The sequence below is a fragment of the Collimonas sp. OK307 genome (assembly GCF_900113705.1).
Classification (GTDB): domain Bacteria; phylum Pseudomonadota; class Gammaproteobacteria; order Burkholderiales; family Burkholderiaceae_D; genus Collimonas.
In genome coordinates this window covers 390,311-414,813 of record NZ_FOQI01000001.1, presented here as the reverse complement: position 1 = coordinate 414,813, position 24,503 = coordinate 390,311, and the positions used below count along the sequence as shown (strand labels likewise).

21 protein-coding genes are annotated in these 24,503 nt (G+C 57.5%); 11 read left to right on the top strand and 10 right to left on the bottom strand.

Annotation, left to right across the window (positions count from 1 at the left end; all coding sequences use genetic code 11):
• Window positions 1-14: 14 nt before the first annotated feature.
• Window positions 15-458: a CHRD domain-containing protein gene (locus BM205_RS01830; RefSeq protein ID WP_092411958.1), complete on the bottom strand. Its 444-nt coding sequence runs from the start codon at window positions 456-458 to the stop codon at window positions 15-17.
• Window positions 459-638: 180 nt separating this feature from the next.
• Between BM205_RS01830 and BM205_RS01825 the strand changes: the two genes are divergently transcribed.
• From BM205_RS01825 to BM205_RS01815, 3 genes are all read left to right on the top strand, one after another.
• Complete coding sequence (locus BM205_RS01825; protein WP_092411957.1) at window positions 639-1,568, top strand: cation diffusion facilitator family transporter; 930 nt, start codon at window positions 639-641, stop codon at window positions 1,566-1,568.
• 261 nt (window positions 1,569-1,829) lie between these two features.
• Window positions 1,830-4,046, top strand: coding sequence for a TonB-dependent siderophore receptor (locus BM205_RS01820; protein WP_092411956.1), 2,217 nt, complete (start codon window positions 1,830-1,832; stop codon window positions 4,044-4,046).
• A gap of 8 nt (window positions 4,047-4,054) precedes the next feature.
• The gene (locus tag BM205_RS01815; RefSeq protein ID WP_371326443.1) at window positions 4,055-5,338 is read left to right on the top strand and encodes a PepSY-associated TM helix domain-containing protein; all 1,284 of its coding nucleotides are present in this window, start codon (window positions 4,055-4,057) and stop codon (window positions 5,336-5,338) included.
• Window positions 5,339-5,382: 44 nt separating this feature from the next.
• On the opposite strand, the gene BM205_RS01810 is transcribed toward BM205_RS01815, so the two are convergent.
• From BM205_RS01810 to BM205_RS01780, 7 genes are read right to left on the bottom strand one after another with little or no spacing between them, the layout of a single operon-like run.
• Window positions 5,383-6,390, bottom strand: coding sequence for a GGDEF domain-containing response regulator (locus tag BM205_RS01810; RefSeq protein WP_092411955.1), 1,008 nt, complete (start codon window positions 6,388-6,390; stop codon window positions 5,383-5,385).
• Window positions 6,391-6,419: 29 nt separating this feature from the next.
• On the bottom strand, window positions 6,420-7,496 hold the full coding sequence (locus BM205_RS01805; protein ID WP_092411954.1) for a chemotaxis response regulator protein-glutamate methylesterase: 1,077 nt from the start codon (window positions 7,494-7,496) through the stop codon (window positions 6,420-6,422).
• The gene (locus tag BM205_RS01800; protein WP_092411953.1) at window positions 7,493-9,763 is read right to left on the bottom strand and encodes a hybrid sensor histidine kinase/response regulator; all 2,271 of its coding nucleotides are present in this window, start codon (window positions 9,761-9,763) and stop codon (window positions 7,493-7,495) included. Before BM205_RS01800 ends, BM205_RS01805 begins: the two co-directional genes overlap by 4 nt.
• On the bottom strand, window positions 9,760-10,476 hold the full coding sequence (locus tag BM205_RS01795) for a chemotaxis protein CheW (protein ID WP_092411952.1): 717 nt from the start codon (window positions 10,474-10,476) through the stop codon (window positions 9,760-9,762). Before BM205_RS01795 ends, BM205_RS01800 begins: the two co-directional genes overlap by 4 nt.
• Window positions 10,473-11,735, bottom strand: coding sequence for a CheR family methyltransferase (locus BM205_RS01790; protein ID WP_092411951.1), 1,263 nt, complete (start codon window positions 11,733-11,735; stop codon window positions 10,473-10,475). The genes BM205_RS01795 and BM205_RS01790 overlap by 4 nt, the downstream gene beginning before the upstream one ends.
• A complete protein-coding gene (locus tag BM205_RS01785; protein WP_092411950.1) occupies window positions 11,732-12,190 on the bottom strand; it encodes a chemotaxis protein CheW in 459 nt (152 codons plus the stop codon). The genes BM205_RS01790 and BM205_RS01785 overlap by 4 nt, the downstream gene beginning before the upstream one ends.
• A 33-nt stretch (window positions 12,191-12,223) precedes the next feature.
• A complete protein-coding gene (locus BM205_RS01780; RefSeq protein WP_092411949.1) occupies window positions 12,224-13,852 on the bottom strand; it encodes a methyl-accepting chemotaxis protein in 1,629 nt (542 codons plus the stop codon).
• Window positions 13,853-14,192: 340 nt separating this feature from the next.
• Here BM205_RS01780 and BM205_RS01775 point away from each other — a divergent pair, with 340 nt between their 5' ends.
• The 8 genes from BM205_RS01775 (at window position 14,193) to BM205_RS01740 (ending at window position 22,177) form a co-directional block, all read left to right on the top strand.
• Window positions 14,193-15,842: a methyl-accepting chemotaxis protein gene (locus tag BM205_RS01775; protein WP_092411948.1), complete on the top strand. Its 1,650-nt coding sequence runs from the start codon at window positions 14,193-14,195 to the stop codon at window positions 15,840-15,842.
• A gap of 30 nt (window positions 15,843-15,872) precedes the next feature.
• Window positions 15,873-17,681, top strand: a complete 1,809-nt coding sequence (locus BM205_RS01770) for a methyl-accepting chemotaxis protein (RefSeq protein WP_092411947.1) — start codon at window positions 15,873-15,875, stop codon at window positions 17,679-17,681.
• 255 nt (window positions 17,682-17,936) lie between these two features.
• Window positions 17,937-19,094, top strand: a complete 1,158-nt coding sequence (locus BM205_RS01765; protein ID WP_092411946.1) for a methyltransferase — start codon at window positions 17,937-17,939, stop codon at window positions 19,092-19,094.
• A gap of 273 nt (window positions 19,095-19,367) precedes the next feature.
• Window positions 19,368-19,697: an Hpt domain-containing protein gene (locus BM205_RS01760; protein ID WP_092411945.1), complete on the top strand. Its 330-nt coding sequence runs from the start codon at window positions 19,368-19,370 to the stop codon at window positions 19,695-19,697.
• A 178-nt stretch (window positions 19,698-19,875) separates the two neighbouring features.
• Window positions 19,876-20,286 (top strand): OsmC family protein, encoded by a 411-nt coding sequence (locus BM205_RS01755; protein WP_092411944.1) that lies wholly within the window; start codon window positions 19,876-19,878, stop codon window positions 20,284-20,286.
• Window positions 20,287-20,357: 71 nt separating this feature from the next.
• Window positions 20,358-20,909 (top strand): NADPH-dependent FMN reductase, encoded by a 552-nt coding sequence (locus BM205_RS01750; RefSeq protein ID WP_092411943.1) that lies wholly within the window; start codon window positions 20,358-20,360, stop codon window positions 20,907-20,909.
• 1 nt (window position 20,910) lies between these two features.
• Window positions 20,911-21,843, top strand: coding sequence for a DnaJ C-terminal domain-containing protein (locus BM205_RS01745; protein ID WP_092411942.1), 933 nt, complete (start codon window positions 20,911-20,913; stop codon window positions 21,841-21,843).
• A gap of 10 nt (window positions 21,844-21,853) precedes the next feature.
• On the top strand, window positions 21,854-22,177 hold the full coding sequence (locus tag BM205_RS01740) for a chaperone modulator CbpM (protein WP_092411941.1): 324 nt from the start codon (window positions 21,854-21,856) through the stop codon (window positions 22,175-22,177).
• Window positions 22,178-22,192: 15 nt separating this feature from the next.
• Here the strand turns inward: BM205_RS01740 and BM205_RS01735 are convergent, their stop codons facing one another.
• Both BM205_RS01735 and BM205_RS01730 read right to left on the bottom strand, forming a co-directional pair.
• Entirely contained in the window at window positions 22,193-23,179 is a 987-nt protein-coding gene (locus BM205_RS01735) for an NAD(P)-dependent oxidoreductase (RefSeq protein WP_092411940.1), read from the bottom strand.
• Between the two features lie 27 nt (window positions 23,180-23,206).
• Window positions 23,207-24,481 (bottom strand): MFS transporter, encoded by a 1,275-nt coding sequence (locus BM205_RS01730; protein WP_092411939.1) that lies wholly within the window; start codon window positions 24,479-24,481, stop codon window positions 23,207-23,209.
• Window positions 24,482-24,503 lie beyond the last annotated feature (22 nt).

The following is a 24,503-nucleotide window of genomic DNA, read 5'->3' as shown; positions in this document are numbered from 1 at the left end:
TTCGCAAGTGCGGTTCAGGGCAGCAGCTGACCGCGAATTTCACCGCCGGGATTGGCTGCGCTGTGGACGTTGATATACAGGTTGCCGGCCATGTAGCTGGCATATTGAGCGTCGGTTAACTTGGCGCCGGCCGGTACCGACCAGGTATTGTCGCCAGTCTTGGTCAAGGGCACCAATACCGGACCGTTCTTACCCATTGCCGCTTCATGGATATGCGCCATTTTTCCCTCTATGCCATTGGTGGTGACGCTGCCGCTAACCGATTTGTCGGCTGCAATCACGATAGTGCCGCTGCCGGTTGCCGCCGAACCGGTCGGTGGCACTTCATGGCCGCCGTCGAGGGTAACCTTGCTGGTGTGGCCCGATTCCATCGACATCGTCGAGCATGCTCCAAGCAGCAATGCCAGTGCAACAGAAGCGAACAACGATGGCCTTATGTTTTTTAACAGGGGAGTCATTTGTTTTCCTTTGTTCTGGTTATCGGGAGGGGGAAAGCAAACATTAGTGTAGTCCGCTTTCATCTTCGAGGAAATTTTTATGTATTTGCTTGACCTTGTAGTAGCTACAGGGTTTTTAATGAGGGTATGCAATCGCAAAAAAGCGGTACATTATCTGCACGCCACACTCCAAGGACAAACATGAGCGCAGGCCATTCACACGCCTTACCGACCAGCCAGAATGAGAAATATATCTGGATCGCATTAGGACTTACCACGCTCTTCCTGATAGTCGAAGTTATCGGCGGCCTGATCACCGGCAGCCTGGCGCTGATCTCGGATGCGGCGCACATGCTGACCGATACCATGGCCCTGGCAATCGCACTGGTGGCGATCCGCATCGCCAGGAAAGCGCCCGACGCCAAACGCACCTTTGGCTATCATCGTTTTGAAATCCTGGCAGCCGCGTTTAACGCAGCATTGCTGTTCATGGTGGCGATGTATATCTTGTACGAGGCTTACCAGCGCTTCCGCAGTCCCGCTGAAATCCAGTCGACAGGGATGCTGGTCATTGCCGTCTTCGGCCTGATCGTCAACCTGATCAGCATGCGCCTGCTCAGCGGCGGCAAGGATGCCAGCCTGAACGTCAAGGGCGCGTATCTGGAAGTCTGGAGCGATATGCTGGGTTCGGTCGGCGTAATTATCGGTGCGTTGGTGATCCGCTATACCGGTTGGGCCTGGGTCGATTCGGTGATCGCCGTATTGATCGGTTTCTGGGTGTTGCCGCGCACCTGGATATTGCTGAAGGAGAGTATCAATATCCTGCTGGAAGGGGTACCGGAAGGCATGGATATTGAAAAGGTACAAGCCGCGTTGCGCGCAGTGCCGGGAGTCCTGAGCGTGCATGACTTCCATCTGTGGGCGGTCACCAGCGGCAAGGCCAGCCTGACCGCGCATGTGGTGTACGACCCGGCTTATTCGACAGAGCAGTTGCTGCCGGCGCTGAAAGAGATCCTGGCGTCGCAATTCGCGGTGTATCACACCACGCTGCAGTTTGAGATACACCCTTGCGCCCACACGGCGGATGGCTGCAACTACAGCGCGCCAGAAGAACATCACCTGCATGCCTGAGGCTGCATCGACCTGAAAGCCTGTCCGGATACCGCTCGGTATCCGGCTCCCGGTTCCGGCTCCCGATATCCGGCTCCCAATTCTTCCCTCGTACTGAGTCAAATCCTGAATGCGATTGCAATCGCGCTCTCATAAAATTCAAAATATTTAATTGATAATCAGAATCATTCGCATTATCATTGGTGTTTTAGGGAAATGCCGCCTGCTTTAAACGCCATTCAAACCATGAAAACAATCAATCAATCGGCTCAGGGATAACAGATGACAACTCCTAGCGCTGCGATACGCCCAGCGGCAGATCCGTTTTCACGCACATCACTTGTTCAGCCGTCATTCCGAGTGATGAGCATGGCGGTGGCCATGGCGTTATCGGCCGCTGCGCCACAGTTGGCGCTGGCCCAGCAGCTGGCGGCCACCGGCAATGAAGCGGCGTTGCCGGAAGTGGTTGTCACCGGGGGCAGCGATCAGCAAATGCCGACTGAAAAAACCGGCAGCTACACCGTGCGCAAGAGCAATGCAGCAACCAAAATGGACATGTCATTGCGCGAAACGCCGCAGTCGGTATCGGTGATCACGCGCGCTAAAATGGATGACTTCAAACTCGATAATGTCGATCAGGTACTGGCCGGCACCACCGGCGTCACTGTCGAAAAAGTCGAAACCAATCGCACCTATTACACGGCGCGCGGCTTCGATATCACCAATTTCCAGTTCGACGGAGTCGGCATTCCTCTCACCTTCGGCCTGCAGAATGGCGACCTGGATACCGCCCTTTACGATCGCGTCGAGGTAGTGCGCGGCGCCAACGGACTGACTTCTTCCACCGGCAACCCGTCGGCCACCGTGAACTTCGTACGCAAGCGTCCGACGTATGATTTCCAGGCATCTACCGGCATCAACTACGGTTCCTGGAACACGCGTCGCATCGATGCCGATGTCTCCGGCGCGCTCAACGACGCCAAGACCGTAGCGGCGCGCGTAGTGGTGGCGCACGAAGACGGAGCTTCCTACCTGGATCGCTACCAGCCGAGCAAGAATATATTCTATGGCGTGGTCGAAGCCAACCTGAGCAACGACACGTTGCTGACTTTGGGCTACAGCGATCAAAAAAATGACGGCAAGGGCGCTATATGGGGGGCACTGCCGCTGTATTACACCGACGGTTCACCGACCCATTATGGCGTCGGCACCAGCACGTCGGCTAACTGGTCGTCCTGGAACTCGGAAGAACAGCGCGCTTTTGCCGAACTGAACCATCGTTTCAGCAACGACTGGCAATGGAAAACCACCCTCAGTTACAACAAATTGAGTACCGACGGCAAGCTGTTCTATGTCTACGGTACCCCCGACCGGGTCACTGGCGAGGGCTTGTTCAGCTATCCGTCCCTCTACAGTTCAGACAACAAGCAAACCGTCATCGACAGCTATGTCAACGGCAAATATTCGCTGGGCGGACGCCAGCACGACCTGACCGTTGGCGCCAGCTGGTCGCGTTCGACACTGGACGATATCTCGCATTACGGACAAGGAATAGGTACGCCGCTCACAGCCACAGGCGCATTCGACGGCAGTTACCCGGAGCCGGGCTTCGATGCCTCGATTGACGGCAGTGCCTATACCGACAAGCGCAAGACCTTGTATGGCGCGACGCGTCTCAATCTGGCCGACAATCTCAAGCTGCTGCTCGGCGCCAACTATACCGATGCCAGCACCACCGGCATTGCCTACGGCGTCAGCCACCAGGCCAGCGCCAGTTCCACCACGCCGTATGCCGGCCTGGTCTACGATTTGATCCGGAATGTATCGGCCTACGCCAGTTACACCGAGATTTTCAACCCGCAGTACCAGACCGACATTACCGGCGCCACGCTGAAGCCGGTCGAAGGCAAGAGTTACGAGCTGGGCTTGAAGAGCGAGTTTTTCAATCGCAAGCTGAATGCCTCGGCAGCCGTGTTCAGGGTAGAGCAAAGCAATTCGGCGGAACAGGCTGGCTACGTTGGCGCCAAGGCGTATTACCGAGGCATTGAAGCGCATTCGGAAGGACTGGAGCTGGAGCTGTCCGGCGAACTGGCCAGGGGCTTTCAGGGCAGCCTCGGCTACACCGTGATGACGATCAAGGACCAGGATGGTAATTCGGTGAAGAATTACGTCCCGAAACAAACCTTGCGGGCGGCGGCAACCTATCAGGTTCCACAACTGGAACAGCTGAAAATTGGCGCCAGCGTCACCTGGCAGGGTAATACCAGCCGTACCGATGCACTGACAGGGGAGCAGACCGTCCTGCAGAGCGTCACCACGGTGCAGCAAGGCTACGCGCTGCTCAACCTGATGGCGCGTTACGACATCAGCAAACAGGTCAGCGTGATTGCCAACCTCAACAACGTCACCAACAAAAAATACATCTCCAGCCTCTACTTCTCGCAAGGCTACTACGGCGCGCCTGTCAACGGCAGCGTTGCGATTAACTGGAAATACTGAAGCCGATCATGACAATACGTCCTTTCATGGTGATCCTGCACCGCTGGTTCGGACTGGCGGCAGCGGTGTTCCTGTTTATCGCTGGCGCCACCGGCGCCGTCATTTCCTGGGATCACGAACTCGACGCCTGGCTCAATCCGCAGCTGTTCCATGCCCGCAGCGCCGACCAGCCGGGCGCGGGCAAGAGCCTGCCAGGCCTGGAACTGGCGAACCGGGCGGAGGCGCAGGACCCACGCATGCGGGTAACCTATGTGATGACGGCAAGCGAGCCGGGACATACCAGCACCATGATGGTGGAAGGACGTATCGATCCTGCCAGCAAACAGCCTTACGATCTTGGCTTCAACCAGATAGCGGTCGATCCGGTCAGCGCTGAAATACAAGGCAAGCGCATGTGGGGCGCCATCTCCCTAAGCCGCGAGAACCTCCTGCCATTCTTGTACAAGCTGCACTACACCATGCATCTGCCCGAGGTTGGCGGGATTGAACTTGGCACCTGGCTGATGGGCATCATTGGCATCGTCTGGGCGCTCGACTGTTGCATCGCCTTATGGCTGTCTTTTCCGAATTGGCGCAGCTGGCGCAAATCGTTCGCGTTCCGCTGGCGCCGGGGTGGTCATAAATTGAATTTCGATTTGCATCGCTCAGGTGGCGTCTGGCTTTGGATGTTGCTGCTGATCCTGGCGGTAACCTCGGTTTCCATGAATCTCTATAACCCGGTCATGCGGCCAATTGTGCAAACCTTTTCGACGTTGACGCCGGATCCGTTTGACAGCCGTAAGCCAGTCGCGCCGGCGCTCGCCGCCAAGGTCGAGCCCGGCGTAAGCCGTGAGCAGGTGGCGCAACTGGCCCGCGAGGACGGACAGCGCCGCGGCTGGACGGTGCCGGTCGGCGGCGTGTTCTACTCTTCAGCCTTCGGTTTGTACGGCGTGGGGTTTTTCGAGGCCGGCAACGACCATGGCGATGTCGGCCTGGGCAACAGCTGGCTGTATTACGACGCTGGCGACGGTCATGCCGCAGGCGCAAAAATCCCCGGTACCGGCAGCGCCGGCGATATCTTCATGCAGGCGCAGTTTCCCTTGCATTCGGGCCGCATCCTCGGTTTGACCGGGCGCATCCTGATTTCCTTGATGGGTGTTGCGGTGGCGTTGCTGAGTGTTACCGGCGTGATCATCTGGGCTCGCAAACGACGCGCGCGCTTGTTGGCGGCGCGCCAGGCACGCCGGGTGGGCATGCAGTGCCCATGTATCACCGCGATAACCGGAATACGGGACCGCGCAACACCGAAATAGGCATGTACATGACGTGAATTCACGCGCGGGTACAGGTGTCCACCCTAGGCAATCTCGACCCGATTCTTGCCAGTGCGTTTGGCGCGATACAGCGCCTGATCGGCCAATTCCACCAGTTTTTCCTGGGAACTGCCGCGTTGCGGCACCACGCTGGCGCCGCCAACGCTGACGGTGACCCTGGCATCGTTGCTGGAAGATTTATGGGGGACGTTCAGCGCATGCACTGCCGCGCGCAGGTTGTCGGCCTGAATTTCCATATTTTCACGTGACATGGACGGCAGCACCAATATAAATTCCTCACCGCCTATGCGCGCAGCGAGATCGGTCGGGCGCCGTGCAAAATCGCCGATACCTTCTGCCACTTGCTTGAGCGCGGTATCACCGGCCAGGTGGCCATAGGTGTCGTTATACATCTTGAAATCATCGACGTCGATCATAAGCAACGATAACGTACTTTGCTCGCGTTCCGCACGCCGCCATTCGGCGCTGAAGTATTCGTCGAAATAACGCCGGTTGGCGAGACCGGTCAAACCATCCGAATTGGTCAGGCGCTGCAGTTCCAGATTGGTTTCCAGCAGCTGCTGCTGGCTTTGCCGCAGCGCGCGATAGGCCTCATCACGTTGCAACAGGTTCATATAAGAGCGTGAGTGATAGCGAATCCGCGCCACCAGCTCTATCGTGTCGGGCAGCTTGACCAGATAGTCGTTGGCGCCGGCGGTAAACGCGGCGCTTTTGACCGTCGGATCTTCGCGGGTGGACAGCACGATGATAGGGACGTTGCGGGTGGCCGGGTTGGCGCGGTACTGGCTCACCAGGGTCAAACCGTCAATGCCTGGCATCACCAGGTCCTGCAAGATGACCGTGGGACGGGTTCTCTGGGCGGCTTCGATCGCCTCGTCGGGATGGGCGCAGTAGTGGAAATCGATGTTAACCTGATTCGCCAGTGCGCGCCTGACGGCTTCACCCACCATGGCCTGGTCATCCACCAGCAGCACCATGACCGGATAATCGTCCGGCGATTGATTGATGTCGAGATTTAGTTCTTTAGGCATGACTCACTCCGTATCTGTACTGATTGTGGCTATCGTTTATTTATAATACTGACCAGCTTGCCGGCAATTTGATTGACTGGGAGGATGGCGTCGGCGGCGTTTAGCGACGCTGCCGCTTTCGGCATACCGTAAACAGCGCTGGATTTCTGATCCTGGGCGATGGTGTAATAGCCTTTGTCGCGCATGGCTTTCAACCCTATGGCGCCGTCTCGTCCCATACCCGTCAGCAGGACGCCCACCGCTTTACCTGCCCATAATTCGACGACACTCTGGAAGAATACATCGATCGACGGTCGGTAGGGATAGCCGCTGGGCTGCTCGGTATATCCCAGCTGGAACGGCCGGGTCAAGCGCAGGTGATCGTCGGTTCCGGCCAGCAGTACGCAACCTGGCGTCGGACTATCGCCCGCCTTTGCCAGCCGTACCGGCATGGCGGACTGGCTGCCGAGCCAGTCCGCCATGCCGGAGGCGAATTGTGCGTCCACGTGTTGCACCACCACCAAAGCCGCCGGAAAATCCGCCGGCAGCTGCGAAAGCAGGACTGCCAGCGCTGCCGGGCCGCCGGCAGACGCGCCGATGGCAATCAGGTATTTTGAATCTGGCGGGGACAAAACCGGCTTTTTACTGTAAACGGGGGTGGCGGCTGTGTTCGTAGCTACGGCCGATTCTGCCGCCGGCGCCGGCACGCTATGCTCAGGCGTTGACTGGCGCTGATTGAGCAGCTTTTCGATAGAGTCGATCTTGGACAGCAAAGAGTTGACATCGTTGCGTGGATAACCGATCAAGGTGCTCGGGGTATCGATCGCATCGATCGCGCCGTGGGCCATCGCGTCATATACCGCTGAAACATTGGCGCCGACATCGCCGGTGACTATCAGGATCGCGCACGGCGTATGCGCCATGATATGGCGAGTGGCGCTGACACCGTCGAGCACCGGCATGATCAAATCCATCAATATCAGGTCTGGCGTCTGCCATGCACACAATTCGATGGCGCGCTTGCCTTCCTCTGCAATCCAGATGATCTCATGGCCAGGGCGCTGCAGCAGAGTGCGGCGTAGCGCTTCTACTGCAATCGGCGCATCGTTGACGATACCGATTTTCATGAATGGGCCTCTCCGATCAGGTCTGCCACCGCTTGCAGCAAGGTCTCGTCGTGAAAACTGGCTTTGGCCAGATAATAATCGGCGCCGGCTTCAAGGCCGCGCTGTCGGTCTTCCTGCCGGTCCTTGTAAGATACGATCATCACCGGAATAGCTCTCAGCTGCAGACTTTTCTTGATCAGAGTGACCAGTTCAATGCCATCCATGCGTGGCATGTCGATATCGGTCACTACCAGGTCGAATGGCTCGCTGCGCAATGCGTTCCAGCCGTCCATTCCGTCCACCGCAACCCGCACCGTATAGCCGCGGCTACTTAGCAGCTTGCGTTCCAGCTCGCGCACGGTAAGCGAATCGTCGACCACCAGCACCCGTTTGCTGGTCCTGGCCTGCTGTCGGCTGGCGTTGTTCTGGATTTTGTCGAGCTGGCCATGCGCAATCAGTTTTTCGGCTGAATTCAGCATGTCGACAACGTCCAGTATCAATACCGGCGCGCCGTCTTCCATCAACGCAGCTGCCGCCACATCCTTGATCTTGCCCAGGCGTGTATCCAGCGGTTGCACCACCAGCATGTGCTCGCCCAGCAAACGGTCGACTTGCAGGCCATAGGTCTGTGTCTGATCGCCGATTACCACCAGCGCAATCCTGTCGTCAAGCCCGTCATCGGTCGCGGCATCGCCGCTCTGTAAAATCTGGCTGGCGGAGATCAGGCCGATCTGGCGCTTTTCAAACGTAAAGTGTTGACGGCCTTCCAGCGATTCGATCTGATCCTTCTCCAATATCATGGTGCGGTTGACGTAAGCCAGAGGGAAGGCGTAGGCCTCGCCGCCGATGTTGACCAGCAAGCTGCGCACCAGCGACAACGTCAAAGGCAGTTGCAATTGAAAACGCATGCCTTGGCCTGCATCGCTGAAAATCTGGATCGTGCCGCGCATGCGTTTGAGCATGTTGTGGACCACGTCCAGGCCGACGCCGCGCCCGGAAATTTCCGTGACGGTGTCGCGCATGCTGAAGCCTGGCAATAACAGGAAGTGCAGCAGTTCAGCGTCACTCAGGCGGCTTGCAGTTGCGCTGTCGACCAGGCCGCGCCGCACCAGGGAAGTGCGCAATTGCTCCAGGTCCATGCCGTTACCGTCGTCGCTGATCGTGATTTGCAACAGACCGGCATGGTGGCGCGCAGTCAATGTAATCAGGCCTTCATCGTTCTTGCCCGCGGCGCGTCGCTGCTGTGGCTGTTCGATGCCATGGTCCAGCGCATTGCGCAACAGATGCACCAGCGGTGCGTCCAGTTGCTCCAGGATGTCGCGATCGACCTGCGTGGTTTCGCCGTGGATCTCCAGCCTTACCTGTTTACCTAAAGTGCGTCCGAGATCGCGCACCATGCGATCGTAGCCCACCACCCGATCGGCAAACGGCCGCATGCGGCAAGCCAGCGCCTGATCGTACAAACGCTGGGCGCGACTACTGTTGCGCCGCTCGAACAGCTCCAGTTCGGTCAGGCGTTCTGCCAGCATTTTCTGGCTGGCATCGACATTCTGGCGGACAGCTTGCAATGCCTTGTGTTGTGCGCCAACAAGATTGTTCTCGCGCAGCGTGTCATGCAAGATTTCCAGCGATTGCGCGGTACTCTGCTGCAATCGTTTAAGGCGCTGCAACGATTCGTTGAATACCGGCAGCCAGCGCGATTCCACCAACGATTCACCGGACAGGCTGACCAGCTGGTTCAAATGCGCAGCGGTGACACGTAACATGCGGTCTGACTGTTCTTTGTTCTTACCCTGATTGCCACTTTGCGGGATTTCGCCGGCATCGTCCAGATCTACTGCCGCAGCGACAGTTGTTTCCAGTTGACGGGAATGATCGTCAGCCTGCCGCAAACTGTCTTCAAGGCCTCGCAGGAACGTCTCGATTTCCTTGCGGCCGCTACCTGCCTGCCATAATTCGATGTCCTCGGCGCTGATGGCTATCCTTTGCAGCAGATCGACACCGTGCAATAGCTGGTCGATGCGGCGTGGCCCCAGTTGCACTTTTCCCTGCTGCGCAGAAACGAAGCAGTCTTCCATTACATGGGTGACATCGACGCCCGCCTGGATGCCGACAATCCGCGCCGCGCCCTTGATCGAATGGGCTGCCCGCATGCAGGCTTCCAATTGTTCCGGTGAAGCCGAGCGTTCGATGGCTAACAGGCCGCTGCTCATGACCTGCGCCTGGGTTTCTACCTCCAGGCGAAACAGATCAAGCATGGAAGCGTCGCGTATGTCGTCGACGTTCATGCCAGGCTCCGATCTAGCGCGTTAAACAGCAGTTCCTGCTCCAGCAAACCTACGCTATGCCCATTCCAGTGGATGATTGCATGAGTGAAATGGCCGGCTGCGCGCGTCAGCGTGGTGGGCACCGCTTGCCGGGCGGAATCGGCGACGCGCAGGGTGCCGTGCACTTCATCCGCTGTAAAGGCGGTAGTTTGGCCGTTGTGCCGAACTATCAGCATGCGCCGCAATAGTTCCTGGCGTTCGTTGCGCCCGTTGCGTTCGTCGCCGTTGCCGATGCCGATGCCGAGCATCGCCGCCAGGGAAACGCAAGTCACCAGCGCGCCGCGAATATTGGTAATGCCCAACACGATGGCGTTTTGTCGGTGAGGCAGGCGATGTATGGCGCGCTGTTCGGTGATTTCTTCCAGCAGCGCAGTCGGCAGCGCCAACCATTCTTCGCCGATGCGAAACAGCAGCACGGAGCGCAGGTCTGCGGCGCTTTGCGGTTGTTTTTCTGCTTGTTCTTCGGCCTGTTCAGAGAGGTTGTCGCCAATCTCATCTATTTGCAAGCGGTCCAGCAGCTCGGCCGCGGCGCGCGCATGCACCGGGCAGTTGCGACAATCGATATGCAGAATCAACTGCTCGCATGAAGCATCGCCGCGTACGCCGATCCGGTTCCAGCAATCGTCGATCTGCGTCATGGCGGTGTTGACTTGATAATGAAGGGATGTACTCATGATTCTGTCGAACGCCGTACGCGTTGCTGCAATAATCTGGCGCCGGCGAAATCTCCTTGCACTTGCAGCAATGCCGCCAGATGCGTCATGGCTTCAGCATGGGCGGGTTCCAGATACAGGACTTTTCGATAGCAGTCGGTGGCGGCCTGTTTACGGTCGGCCGCATCATGGACCACACCCATCAGATAGTAGAGCGCGGCTGATGCACCATGACGCTGTATCAGTTGTTCGCACAGGTTGGCGGCTTCGCTCAGCTTGCCTTGATCCGCCAGTAGTTGCGCCGTTGCCAGGGTCGTTTGCGGTAATAATGCCGGCGCCGTATCTGCGCTTGCTTTGATTTTTTCCTGTTTTTCCTGAATGATGCGCTCTGCAGCGGGCCTCGACCTCGGTCGCAATAGTGACATTGGCGGTTGACGAGTGAAGACGGCGGTAGCCGGCGGCGCCGCCGGTTTTGCTAATTCCTGTGCAGGAGCACCTTGCCGGAAAGCGAAGGACATTGGCGCTTTGACCTGTGTCAGCGCGTGTTGCGTCATCAAAGCGCTTTCCGCAGGACCGACAAATAGCAGACCTTCAGGCGCCAACCGCTGGAGCAGGATGGTGACCGCCTGATGCTGGATGGCGCGATCGAAATAGATCAACAGATTGCGGCAAAAGATAATGTCGTAGGGGACTTGCCCGGCCAGCAGATCGGCAGCAAACAGGTTGCTTTGCATAAAATACACTTGTTGCCGGACCGTTTCCGACAGCGCATAACCTTGCTCATTGAGCGCAAAATATTTATATCGAAACGTCAAGAAGTCACCGCGAAACGAATTCTTGCCGTATACAGCCTGGCGGGCGATATCGAGCGATCGCTGACTGATGTCGATGGCGTCGATACGGAAGTGCCGCGGCGACAGGCCGGCGTCCAGCAGCGCCATCGCAATCGAATACGGTTCTTCACCAGTGGAGCAGGGCAGGCTCAGGATACGCAAGGGCTGGCCGCCGCTGAGCGGCCGTTGCGGTAGCAGATGCGTCATTTCGATAAAGGCTTCGCGATTCCGGAAAAACCAGGTTTCCGGAACGATTACCGACTCGATCAATTGCAACTGTTCCCGTTCCGAGACCTGTAGCAACAGCCAGTAGGCATCCAGCTCATCGATACCGCAACTGCCGCATCTTTCCTGTAACGCGCGCTCCAGCATGGGCCGGCCTATGGATTGGATATCCAGGCCCATGGTGCGTTTCAGCAGGATTTCAAATTTTTCCAGCGGCATCATTGCACCTCGGCCGGAAACAATTGTGCACGCACGTCGGGCGGCAGCAAGTCTTGTATCCGGACCGCTTGAATCAGGCCGCGCGCATCGTCGGTAACCGGGCCCAGATAAGGCGCATTACCGTGATCGAGGCCGCTATCGCGAAATTCGGAGCGTTCACGACGCATGATTTCGCTGGCTTTTTCCAATACCAGTCCGAGCAGGCGGTTACCCCCACCAGGCACAGGGTAATGCACCAGTACCATGCGAGTGCTGAGGCGGCGCAGAGCCGGGCGCCCCAGCGCCAGCAGGCTGAGATCGATCACCGGCACCGACTGGCCGCGATAGGTGAATACGCCAGCGACCCAAGGCGCTGTCGCCGGCATTTGTTTCAGGTTGACCAACGACAGCACTACAGCCACCTGACGGGTATCAAGTGCGTAATAATCTTTGTCGATCTGGAACAATAAAAAAAGCATGGTTTATTCTATCTGCACATTTCCGCATCAGCCTCAGCCGAGCTTCAACTTGAAGCGCGAGACGCCGTTGCGCAAGCCATTCGCAGTCAGCGTCAACTCGTCAATCGCCTGGCTCGACTGGCGCAGCGATTCCACGCTTTGATGCGCGGCTTCGCTTAATTGTTCCAGCGCCTGGCTAATCTGCTCGGCGCCAATGGCTTGAGCCTGCACCCCTTCGTTGACCGATTGAAAACGCGGCGTCAACGCCTGCACCTGTTGGATGATCTGCGATAGCTGGACGCCGACATTCTGCACATCGGCGATACCGCGCCGTACTTCTTCGGAAAATTTATCCATCCCCATCACGCCGGCCGATACGGCAGACTGGATCTCTTTCACCATCTGCTCGATGTCGTAAGTAGCAACCGCGGTCTGGTCGGCCAGGCGGCGGATTTCGGTCGCCACCACGGAAAATCCGCGACCGTATTCGCCGGCTTTTTCGGCCTCGATGGCGGCGTTCAGCGATAGCAGGTTGGTTTGCCCGGCGACCTTGGTGATGGTCGTCACGACTTGATTGATATTGCTGGCTTTTTCGTTGAGGATGGCTAGCTTGGCGTTGACCAAACCGGCCGCATCCATCACGTGATGCATGGTGTCTTCCATCTGCGTCAGGCCAGCCTGGCCGGTGCCGACCAGTCTGGCAGCTTCCTCGGCGCCAGACGAAACTTCATTCATGGTGCTCACCAGTTCGCGCGATGTGGAATAGATTTCCCGGGAAGTGGCGCCGATTTCGGTGGTAGTGGCGGCGGTTTCGTTGGCTGTGGCTTGCTGCTGTTTGGCGGTGGCGGCAATCTCCACTACCGAGGTGGTGACCTGAATTGCCGATTTCTGCGCTTGCCCGACCAGGCCGGTCAGCTCGTCGGACATGCGGTTCAGACCGGTTTCCAATGCTTGAAATTCATCATGGCGATTGAGGTTGAGACGTTGCGACAGGTCGCCGGAACGAATCACTTCCAGGGCAGCAATCAGGTTTGTCATCGGGCGCGTGATAGCACGCAGCAGAAAGACGCCGCAGATCAGCGCTGCCGCCAGGGCAATCACCAGCGCTGCCAGCAAAGTACTCTTGGTGACCAGCACTGCAGCCTCGATTTTATCTACCGAGCGGACTTCGGATTGCTGGTTAAAGTCGCGCAATTGCGTGGCGGCTTTGCGCCCTTGCTGCCAGGCCGGTTCCAGTTGTTCCGTCAGCAGGCTGCGAGCTTGCGCATTCTTTTGCAAATCATCCAGTTTCAACACCTCGGACATAATCCGGTCGTATTGCGCCCGCGTAGCTTTGAAGGCGATGAAATTGGCTCTGTCCTCATTCTCGAAAATGGTCTTTTCGTAGTCCTCTACCAGCTTATCCATTTTTTCCGAGTAGGCGTGCATTGCCGCCAGATCTTTTTTTCGTTGCTCCGGGTTATCCAAAGCTATCACCTGCAACGCCAGCAGATAACTCTGAGACCAGTTCGAGCGGATGCCGGTGCTCAACTCCAGACCGGGTATGGAGTCGGTCTGGAAACTGACGGTTTCATGTTCGATCGCTGCCAGCTTCAGGTAGGTGATGCCGGCCATGAATCCCATGAGCGCCAGAATGACACTAAAACTCACCAGCATTCTTTGCCGAATAGTCCATTGCTTCACGTGTTATTTCTCCTGTCGGAAATCGATGATCGCCGCGTTCTTTTTGGTCCGCGGCTTGAAATGTGATTTATTTGCTAAATTGATAACTGTTCCGTCATCGGCTAATCGTCAACTAATTTCTATGTGGACACAATAAACCAGTCAGATCTAATGCGCACGAGTTTTTAGCTACGCTGAGTCGGCTTCGGCGCGATTGCGCAAAATTTTTGTTGCTCCCCCTTCAGCTACACAACAACGCCGGCGTTAATGCAAAGGAAAGCTTGGAAGACGATCGCTTTCCGTGCCGACGCATGATCGCTGCACGCTACTAATAATTGCTTAGGAAAACGGGGACCCATTAATGAATAAATTGTCTTTTACGCAAAAACTCTGGCTGCCGCTGCTGGTCAGCCTGGTCGCATTATTTTCGATCTCCGTATTCAACGCTTATCAAGCGCGGCAGATCCGGCTGGAAGAACGTAAAAGCGATTTGATGAACGTATCCCACGTCGCCATGAGCATCATCAAGGAATACGGCGCCATGGCCGCCAGCGGCGCGCTCAGCAAGAACGAAGCGCAACAGCAGGCGCTGGCGCGGCTGAAGGCCATGTGGTTCGGCAAGGATGGCTATTTTTCGATTATTACTTCGAATGAGGTAATGGTCATGCATCCGATCAAGCCGGAGATGAACGGACGCAAGATGAGCGATTTCAAGGACCCCGAGGGCAATCTGGTATTTGCCTTGATTTCCAAGGCTGGCAGCCAGCCAGGCGGCGGTTTCATCGAGTATGTCTGGCCAAAAGTCGGCGCTGCCGAGGCCGTGCCGAAGATGTCGTTCGCGCTCGGCTACCAGCCATGGGACTGGATCGCCACTACCGGCATTTATGTGGATGACCTGAACCAGGCCTTCATGCAATCCCTGTATCAGGGCGGCGCCATATTGCTGGTGGTGGCATTGGCGCTGGGCGCGCTGATTACCTATTCCAACCGTAGCATGCTGAATGCGATAGGCGGCGATCCTGGCCAGGCGGCAGATATCGCCAACCGTATTGCCGACGGCGACCTCAGCCTGGATATAGCGACCCGTCCGGGCGATACGCGCAGCCTGGTGTATGCAATGAAATGCATGCGCACATCGCTGCTGCATACGATTTCCAACATCAAAAATTCCGCCGACACGATTGCCACCGCCTCCAGCCAGATCGCCAGCGGCAACCTGGATCTGTCCAGCCGCACGGAACAACAGGCCGGATCGCTGGAAGAAACCGCTTCGGCAATGGAACAACTGACCTCGACCGTCAAGCAAAACGCCGACAACGCGCGCCAAGCCAATCAACTGGCGGTTAGTGCTTCGCAAGTGGCAAGCGACAGCAGCGCGGTGGTGTCGCAGGTGGTCGATACCATGGGCAATATCCGCAGTTCGTCGAAGAAAATCGTCGACATCATCGGCGTGATTGACGGTATCGCCTTCCAGACCAATATCCTCGCCTTGAACGCTGCGGTAGAAGCGGCGCGCGCCGGCGAGCAGGGCCGCGGCTTTGCCGTGGTGGCCTCGGAGGTGCGCAGTCTGGCGCAACGCTCGGCCGCGGCAGCCAAGGAAATCAAAGTGCTAATCGATGAATCCGTCAGCCAGGTCGGCAGTGGCAGCAAACTGGTGGAGCAAGCTGGCGTGACCATGGGTGAAGTGGTGACCAGCGTTAAACGCGTGACCGACATCATCGGCGAAATCGCTACCGCCAGCCAGGAGCAAAGCACGGGTATCGAACAGGTCAATCACGCGATCACGCAAATGGATGAAGTAACCCAGCAAAATGCCGCCCTGGTGGAGCAAGCTGCCGCCGCCGCGGCGTCATTGCAAGAGCAGGCCATCCATCTGGCGCAGATGGTGGGCGTGTTCAAAACCGATAGCAGCCCGACTAACCATGGCGAGCCGGCCCGCCACGCCATGGACGTTACGCCACGACATGCGCAATTGTCTGCCAGAACGACGGCGCGGCGTATGGCAGCGTAGATCTATTTTTTTACAGGAAAGTGTGCAGGTATGAAAAATCTGAGTCTGAAAGCGAAGTTGTGGCTGGTGCTGGCGGTCATGTGGCTGGGGTTGTTGTTGCTGGCCGGCTGGTCCGCTTTAAATACCCGCGACACGATGATGCGCGAGCGCGAGGCAGGGTTGAAGAATGTGGTGGAGACAGCGGCCGGCATTGTCAAAGGCTATGCCGATGACGTTGCCGCCAACAAGCTCAGCCTGGCGGATGCGCAAAGCCAGGCTTTGCGGCGCGTCAGCAGCATGCGCTATGCGGACGGCAACTACGTGTTTGTCTTCGATTCGCAGCCGGTGGTATTGATGCACCCGACCAGCAAGGACATCGTCAACAAGAACGTCAGCGACCGTAAGGATACCGACGGCAAGTTGTATTACGTGGAGATGGTCAAGCTGGGCAAGCAGCAACAGCAGGGCATCGTGCATTACATGGGGCGCCTGCCCGGCACCGTCGATACCCGCGCCGAGAAAATCAGCCAGGTTAACTATTTTGCGCCTTGGGACTGGTACCTGGTATCGGGCGTGTTTGTGAACGATGTGGAAGCGGCATTTTATGACAATCTGCTCAAGCTGCTGCTGATCATGATCATCATCGGCGTGACGGTATCGGCGACCATGTTGCTGATCATCCGCAGTGTGACACGCAGCCTCGGAGGCGAGCCCGGCTACGCAGCGGCTATCGCCACCAGAATCGCCGCCGGCGAACTGGATTTGACGGTGCTGGTCGATGCCGGGGATAAAACCAGCTTGCTGCATGCGATGCGGCAGATGCAGCAGCAACTGGCGGCAGCCATCACCGAAATTCGCGAAGGTTCGCACAATATCGGCGCTTCGATCAAAGAGATTTCCGCCGGTAACAGCGATTTGTCGGCACGCACCGAGCAGCAGGCGGCTTCGCTACAGGAAACCGCCGCCAGCATGGAGCAACTGACTGCCACGGTGCGGCAAAACGCCGATAACGCCCGGCAGGCCGGCCAGCTGGCGCAGAGCGCTTCCAGCATCGCGGCCAAGGGTGGCGAGGTGGTCGGACAGGTGGTGCACACCATGCAGGGCATTACCGATAGCTCCAAGCGCATCGCCGACATTATCGGCGTCATCGACGGCATCGCCTTCCAGACTAATATCCTGGCGCTGAATGCGGCAGTGGAGGCGGCCCGGGCCGGCGAGCAAGGCCGTGGTTTCGCGGTGGTGGCGGCTGAAGTGCGCAATCTGGCGCAGCGCAGCGCCCAGGCAGCCAAGGAAATCAAGGAATTGATAGGGGATTCGGTCGACAAGGTTGACGGCGGCTCAGAACTGGTGGCCCGTGCCGGCCAGACCATGGATGAAATCGTGCAGGCGGTCAAGCGTGTGACCGACATCATGGCGGAAGTAACCGTCGCCTCGGAAGAGCAAAGCAGCGGCATCGAGCAGGTCAATCAGGCCGTCATGCAAATGGACAAGGTCACGCAACAGAATGCTGCGCTGGTGGAGCAGGTGGCGGCTGCCGCCAATTCACTGGAAGGGCAGGCGCAACGCTTGCAGGACGCGGTATCGGTGTTCCTGGTGGCGGAGCCGCAGCATAGCGGTAGCAGTAGTAACAACAATGCGCCGGCAGCGCCCCGGCGCACGGAGCCATCGTTCGCCGCCAGGCGACCGCTTGCGTCGCCTGCAAAGCGCGCCTCACCCCCGGTTCTGAGAACGGTCGGCGTAAACAAGGTGCGCGCCGCCGCTAACGTCGGCAAGGCCGCCGCCGAGGGGCCGCAGGCGCCGTGGAAAGCGCCCGCGGCCAAATTGGCAGCGTCTAACGCCGATGACTGGGAAACGTTTTAACGCTGAATGATCTAAGTTGTTTTACTGGCAAGAAACAAAGAAACGGCTCACTGCGGTGGTCAAGAGGTATACTTCGGATCTATCGAAGATGCCCGTTTGCTGCGATGGCAAACGGGCTGCGCAGATGATGCATTGGTAATGCGTTATGACCTGCTTCCTCCCTACCCACACTGATCGAGATCCTTCCATGCGTTTGATGCGTTTGAATTCCCCCACTGCCGGATTGCCTTTGGCCGAACGTCTTGCAGGCGTCCTATGACTACGACGGCAGGCGAACAGCCGACGATCCATTGGATCGAAGAAGATCAGCCACGCTCGGCGCGCTGGCGCTCGGAAAATGGCAATCCCGCGCCCAAGCGGGTGGTGATTGCCGACGACCGGATGACTGCCGATACGGCCTATCGCCTGGCTTGCGAAGGTACCGGCATGCTGTGGCGCGGAGATTTCCAGAATGCGCGCCAGTTGTTGCAGGCGCTCGCGCGCCGCGCCGAACCGAAGGCGGAAAAGCGCGGCAAGCCACGCAAGCAGCCAACTTCACCGACCGACGCCTTCAATCTGCATCGTCAGGCGCAATCGCAACGCGCCCGCACCTTGGGCATGCTGCTGCTGCCGTTTAACGCCGACTACAGTATCCCGCTGCGGCGCGCGCCCGATGTGCATCTGGCTTGCAACGAAGCCTACGGCGCGCCGACCGAACCGTTCGTGGCGTCGCTGCGTGAATTGCTGGGACTGATTGGCGCTCACGAATGGCGCAAGAAGGGCGTTGAGATTACCGCGTTAGGTGAAGGCGGGCGCATTCATCCTCACTATGGCGTGTATTCACCGGTCCGTGGCGAATACATCGAATTGGCGGCGGCGGCGCCGTTGCCGTCGATCAAACTGGCTTTTGATATCGGCACTGGCACCGGCGTGCTGGCGGCCTTGTTGGCTAAGCGTGGCGTGCAGCGTGTAGTGGCCACCGATATGGACCCGCGCGCGCTGACTTGCGCGCGTGAAAACCTGACGCGGCTCGATCTGAATGGCCAGGTAACCCTGGTGCAGGCCGACCTGTTTCCCGAGGGCCGTGCGCCGTTGGTGATTTGCAATCCTCCCTGGGTTCCAGCGCGCCCGAGCTCACCCATCGAGCATGCTGTCTACGATCCCGAGAGCCGCATGTTGCGCGGATTCCTGAGCGGCCTGGCGCAGCATCTGGAGCCTGCCGGCGAGGGTTGGCTGATCCTGTCCGATCTGGCTGAGCATCTGGGCTTGCGTTCGCGCGCCGAACTGCTGGCGGCGATCGATGCCGCAGGCTTGCAAGTGTTAGGGAAAACCGATATCCGGCCGCACCATCCGAAAGTTTCCGATCAGGCCGATCCGCTGTATGCGGCGCGTGCCGCTGAACTGACTTCCTTATGGCGGCTGGCAGTCCGTTGAACAGGATAGATTGCATAAAATTATAATTTCATTTCCGCACGGAAAGTATTTGTTGTAAATTCACCGGTTTCGCTTGATGAGACCGGTGTTTTTTGCGACGCAATGTTAAGGATTGTGAAATATATAAGTTTGCTATTGCGGCAATTAATCTCCAAACCTAGGCTATCTCTGTTCATCTGGCGATAAAAGGTGAATACAAGGGTGCTTGCTTCGTTCTGGGCTGTTTGCAGACGGTCAAGATGACATCAAGGGATAAATACTAGAGTGGACGAAATGAACAAAAGCAAGCCTAGCAAACCTAGCCAGCCTGAGCCAGATTCGCTATCGCCCATGAACGAGTCCGAGCTAGGACTTGACGATCTGTTCCTGGCCAGCGCAAGGCAAGATCTGCTCAGCATCGAGCAGGCGCTAGCTCGCCGCGACTACTGTGCCATACAGCAAACGGTACATAGCCTGAAAGGCGCGGCAATGATTTTCCGTGTACCGGCAACGGCTAATGCCGCGCTACACATTGAGGCGGTCCTGAACACCGGTTTGGCGGTCGATCATGATCAACTCACTGCGGCGTGTGCCGCGTTGCGACTGCAGATCGAACTGCTTTGAGCGCCCATGCAGCGCGTCTTTGCGCTAGTGTTGCCATGGCCGGTATTTACCTGACGCTTGTCCGGCAGCGGATTAGCAATATCCTCTTCTTCTAAAACAGCTATAGTCTCTATATCAGATCCGCGCATGCCAAGCCGGCATTCGTGGATTGGCAGTTTCACTTTGATATGGAGAGCGCATGGCATCTGTACACTTACAAAGCACAAGCGGCTTTGCCCAGCAAATCCAGGCCAGGTCGCACCAGCTGCGTGCCGACGAACCGCTCAGCAACGGCGGTACCGATAGCGGCCCCGCGCCTTACGAATTGCTGCTGGCCGGATTGGCCGCCTGTACCTCCCTGACGTTACGTATGTATGCCGACCGCAAGCAATGGGAGCTCGGCCTGATCGATGTGCGGTTGCGTTTTTCGCGCGACGAGCAGGGACGGGAAAAGATAGATCGCACAGTCGCTTTCGGGGCGCAACTTAGCCCGGAGCAGATAACCAGGCTGGCCGAGATTTGTGAAAAGACGCCAGTCACCAAAACCATCAGGCAGGGCACTGAAATTGTGACTACGTTGAGCCAGGTCAGGGTTGAAGGACAAGCTTGACCTGGTTGCTGATATACGTACTTGATATACGCACTTGAGCAACTCAGTCCGGTAACTCAAAGGAGAAGCGCATGACCAAGATAATTGGTGTGGCAGGCAGCCTGCGCAGCGGTTCGCTGAATGCCGCATTGTTACGCGCGGCGGCTGAACTGATGCCGGCGGGATCGGCAATCGAAATCGGTACGATCAAAGGAATTCCCTTATATGACGGCGATCTTGAGCAGGCAGAAGGGATTCCAGCTGCCGTGACCGTGTTGAAGGAGCAGATAGCGGTCGCCGATGCTTTGCTTCTGGTGACGCCGGAATATAATAATTCCATGCCGGGCGTGTTCAAGAACGCGCTCGACTGGCTGTCGCGGCCGCCGGCCGATAGCGCCCGCATCTTTCGTGGCCGACGGGTTGCGGTAATCGGTGCGTCGCCGGGTGGTTTCGGCACGATCCTGTCGCAAAATGCCTGGTTGCCGGTGCTGCGTACGCTGGGTATGCAACCCTGGTTCGGCGGGCGCTTGATGGTGTCGCGCGCGGGTAAGGTATTTGATGAAAATGGGGAATTGGTTGACGAGCAGGTACGCGAGCAACTCAGGGAGTTCAACCGGAATTTTGTCGAGTTTTTAAAAGCCTGAAATGAAATTCAAAGACTATTACAGCGCGCTGGGCGTCGAACGTGACGCCAGTGCCGCCGAGATCAAGCAAGCCTACCGCAAACTGGCCCATAAATATCATCCGGATGTCTCCAAGGATCCGGCCGGGGAAGAGAAATTCAAAGACATTGCGGAAGCCTACTCAACGTTGAAAGACAGCGAGAAGCGCGCTGCCTACGATCAACTGGGTAGCCATCATGAAGGAGAAAACGTTGAGCCGCCGCACTCCTGGCAACAAGGATTCGCGGCTGGCGGCGCGACGTTCGGCGATGTCGACATGGCCGATATCCTGGCCGCTTTTGCGGCTTCGCGCCATGGCGGCGGAGCGGGCGCCAGGACGCGTCCGACCAGAGGTGAAGACTTCGAAGTCAACGCACCTATCACTTTGGAGCAGATTTATGAAGGCGGCGAAACCGATGTCCGCCTGAGCATGCCCGAGTACGATGAACACGGCACCCTGCACCGGGTGCCGCGCACCTATCGGGTGAAGATACCGAAAGGCGCGGAAGACGGTCAAAGACTGCGCTTGTCGGGTAAAGGCGGGCAAGGGCTGGATGGCGGAAAACATGGTGATTTATATGTCGTGATGAAGGTGATTCCGCATCCGCTGTATCGGGTGAGCGGAAACGATCTGTACCTCGATTTGCCTCTGACGCCGTGGGAGGCTGTGCTGGGGGCTGCCGTGCAGGTACCCACTTTGGGCGGCAAGGTCGAACTGACCATTCCTGCCGGTACCGCCGCCAATCGTCAGTTCCGTCTGGCCAAGCGTGGCTTGCCGTCCGCCAAAGGCGAGCAAGGTAATTTATATGCGGTGGTAAGGATAGAAGTGCCGCCGGCGGCAACTGCACGCGAGCGCGAGCTATTTGAGCAACTCGCGGCCGAATCGAAATTCAATCCGCGTCAGCATCTTATTTAGGAGGGCGACAATGACTGCTCTGTTAGTAGAAGCCGTTTGGTTAAACGACATTGCGTTGTGTTCGCTGGATGAGCTGGCGGAATTTTCCGGACTTAGCCAGGACGAACTGGCGGACCTGATGGCGATTGGCGCCATCGAGCCCGATCGTAGCGCCGCGCCGGCCCATGTGTTTCCGGCGCAAACCATCGTGCTCGCCAGGACCGCGCGTCGTTTGCGCGACGATTTCGAACTTGATATACACGGCGTGGCGATGGCGCTCAATCTATTGGAAAAAATACATGCACTGGAAACCCGACTGGCTGCCTTGGATGCCAAATTGCCGCATCTGCCTTGATGCCTTGGTTGGTAACTAAGTCGGCAACCGAGTCAGCACTTCAGGATTAACGACATTGCGCGTAGCGTTGCCACTCAATGCATCCAGCAAATTTTGCGCTGCGCAGACCGCCATCCCGTGCCTGGTCTCGTGGGTGGCGGAGCCGATATGAGGCAACGCCACAACATTCGGCATCTTCAGCAAGCGCGAATCCGGCGCCACAGGTTCGCGCTCGAACACATCCAGTCCGGCGCCGCGCAGGCGGCCGTTTTCCAATGCTGAAATCAGCGCAGTTTCATCGATGATGCTGCCGCGGGAAATATTGACCAGGATGGCGCCGGGGCGCATCTGCGCCAATTCCTGCGCGCCTATCATGCCATGGGTTTCCGGCGTCAGCGGCACCGTGACGCAGACGAAATCGGCGCTCTGCAATAGAGTGTCGAGCGAGCAGAAGCGCGCGCCATAGGCTTTTTCAGCGGCAGGATCGGGGCGGCGATTATTGTATAAAACCGGCATGCCGAACCCTAACGAAGCGCGTCGCGCTATAGCGCCGCCGATCCGTCCCATGCCGACGATGCCCAAGGTTTTTCCTTGGACATCGGTGCCAAAACAGTCTTCGCCGATGCTGTGCGTCCAGCGGCCCTGGCGGACGTAATCTGCCAGTTCCACCACTCGCCGCGCGGTGGCCAGGATCAGCGCGAAACCGGTATCGGCCGTGGTTTCCGTCAGCACGTCCGGTGTGTTTAGAAGCACAATCCCACGCTTGCTCAGGTCGGCGGGGTCGAATTGATCGATACCGACGGAAATAGTGGAAATCGCCTTGAGCCTGGGGGCGTGATCGAGCACCGAGGCATCGATTTTGACGCTGGCGCCGATCAGGCCTGCAGCGTCTTGCAACTCTGCCATGAAGGCTGCGCGATTGTCGGCATTGATGTCGTCAAATTGCACAACCCGGTGCGCCTGCTGCAGCATCGCCAGGACATCGTCAGCGACTTTTTTATAAAGTACTATTTTTTCTTGCATAAGAATTCCTTCAGGATGCATGTCAACTTATCGGTGAGCCAGGGCGACCTCGGGAACGGCTGCTTCCGGTTTGACTGAAATCGTCAATGCCACAGCGGCCAATAAACCACCCGCCATGAACAGATAGGATGCAAACGGACTGCCGGTTGCGCCATTCAGGTAGCCAACCACATAAGAGCCAAGGAAAGAACCGAGCGCTCCCATGCTATTAATCAGCGCCATCGCACCGCCGGCGACATTCTTCGGCAATAACTCGGGAATGATGGCAAAGAAGGGGCCGTAGGGTGCATACATTGCCGCGCCCGCAATCACCAGCAGGGCATAGGACAACCAAAAACTGCTGCTGCCGAGTAAATAGGAACCGAGGAAAGCCAGGGCGCCAATCAGCAGTGCCGGCCAGACGAATAATTTGCGGTTTTGCATTTTGTCGGAAGCCCATGACGTCAGCAGCATGGCAATCACGGCGACAAGATAGGGTAAAGCCGACAGCCAGCCGGTTTCCACCATACTGATGTGGCCGGCGTTTTTCAAGATGGATGGCAACCACAGCACGAAACCGTACACACCGATGCTCCAGCAAAAATACTGGGCGCACAGTTTGACCACGGCTGCGGACTTGAATGCTTCGGCATAGTTACGCATCGGCTTCATGCCGACCTGCTCCAGATCGAGTACGGCTTTGAGATCGGCCTTTTCCTGCGGTTTCAGCCAGGTCGATTCTGCCGGTTTGTCCTGGACTACAAACCACCAGATGCACGCCCACACAATCGCCGGTAATCCTTCGGCAATCATCATGTGACGCCAGCCGAAACTGTTCACCAGATAGCCAGACAGCACGGACATCCACAACACGGTGACGGGGTTGCCTAAAATCAAAAACGTGTTGGCGCGGGAGCGCTCGGTTTTGGTGAACCAGTTACTGATGTAGATCAGCATTGCCGGCATCACTGCGGCTTCCACCACCCCGAGTGAAAAACGAATCACCATCAGCATCGGGATATTGCTGACCATGCCGGTCAGCGCGGCGCAAGCACCCCACAGCACCAGGCTCCAGAAAATCAATTTTTTGACGCTGCGGCGTTCGGCATAGATGGCGCCGGGAATCTGAAAGAAGAAATAGCCGAGAAAGAAGAGGGCGCCGATCAATGAAGATGTGCCCTGGGTAATACCCAGGTCATGATTGATGCCGGCAGCACTGGCAAAGCCGAAATTGGCGCGGTCGAGATAGGCCAGGCTATAAGTGATAAAAACGATCGGCATGATGAACCACCAGCGCCGGACTGCTAATTTTTTTGTTTCCATGTTGTGTCTCCTTAGATTTTTT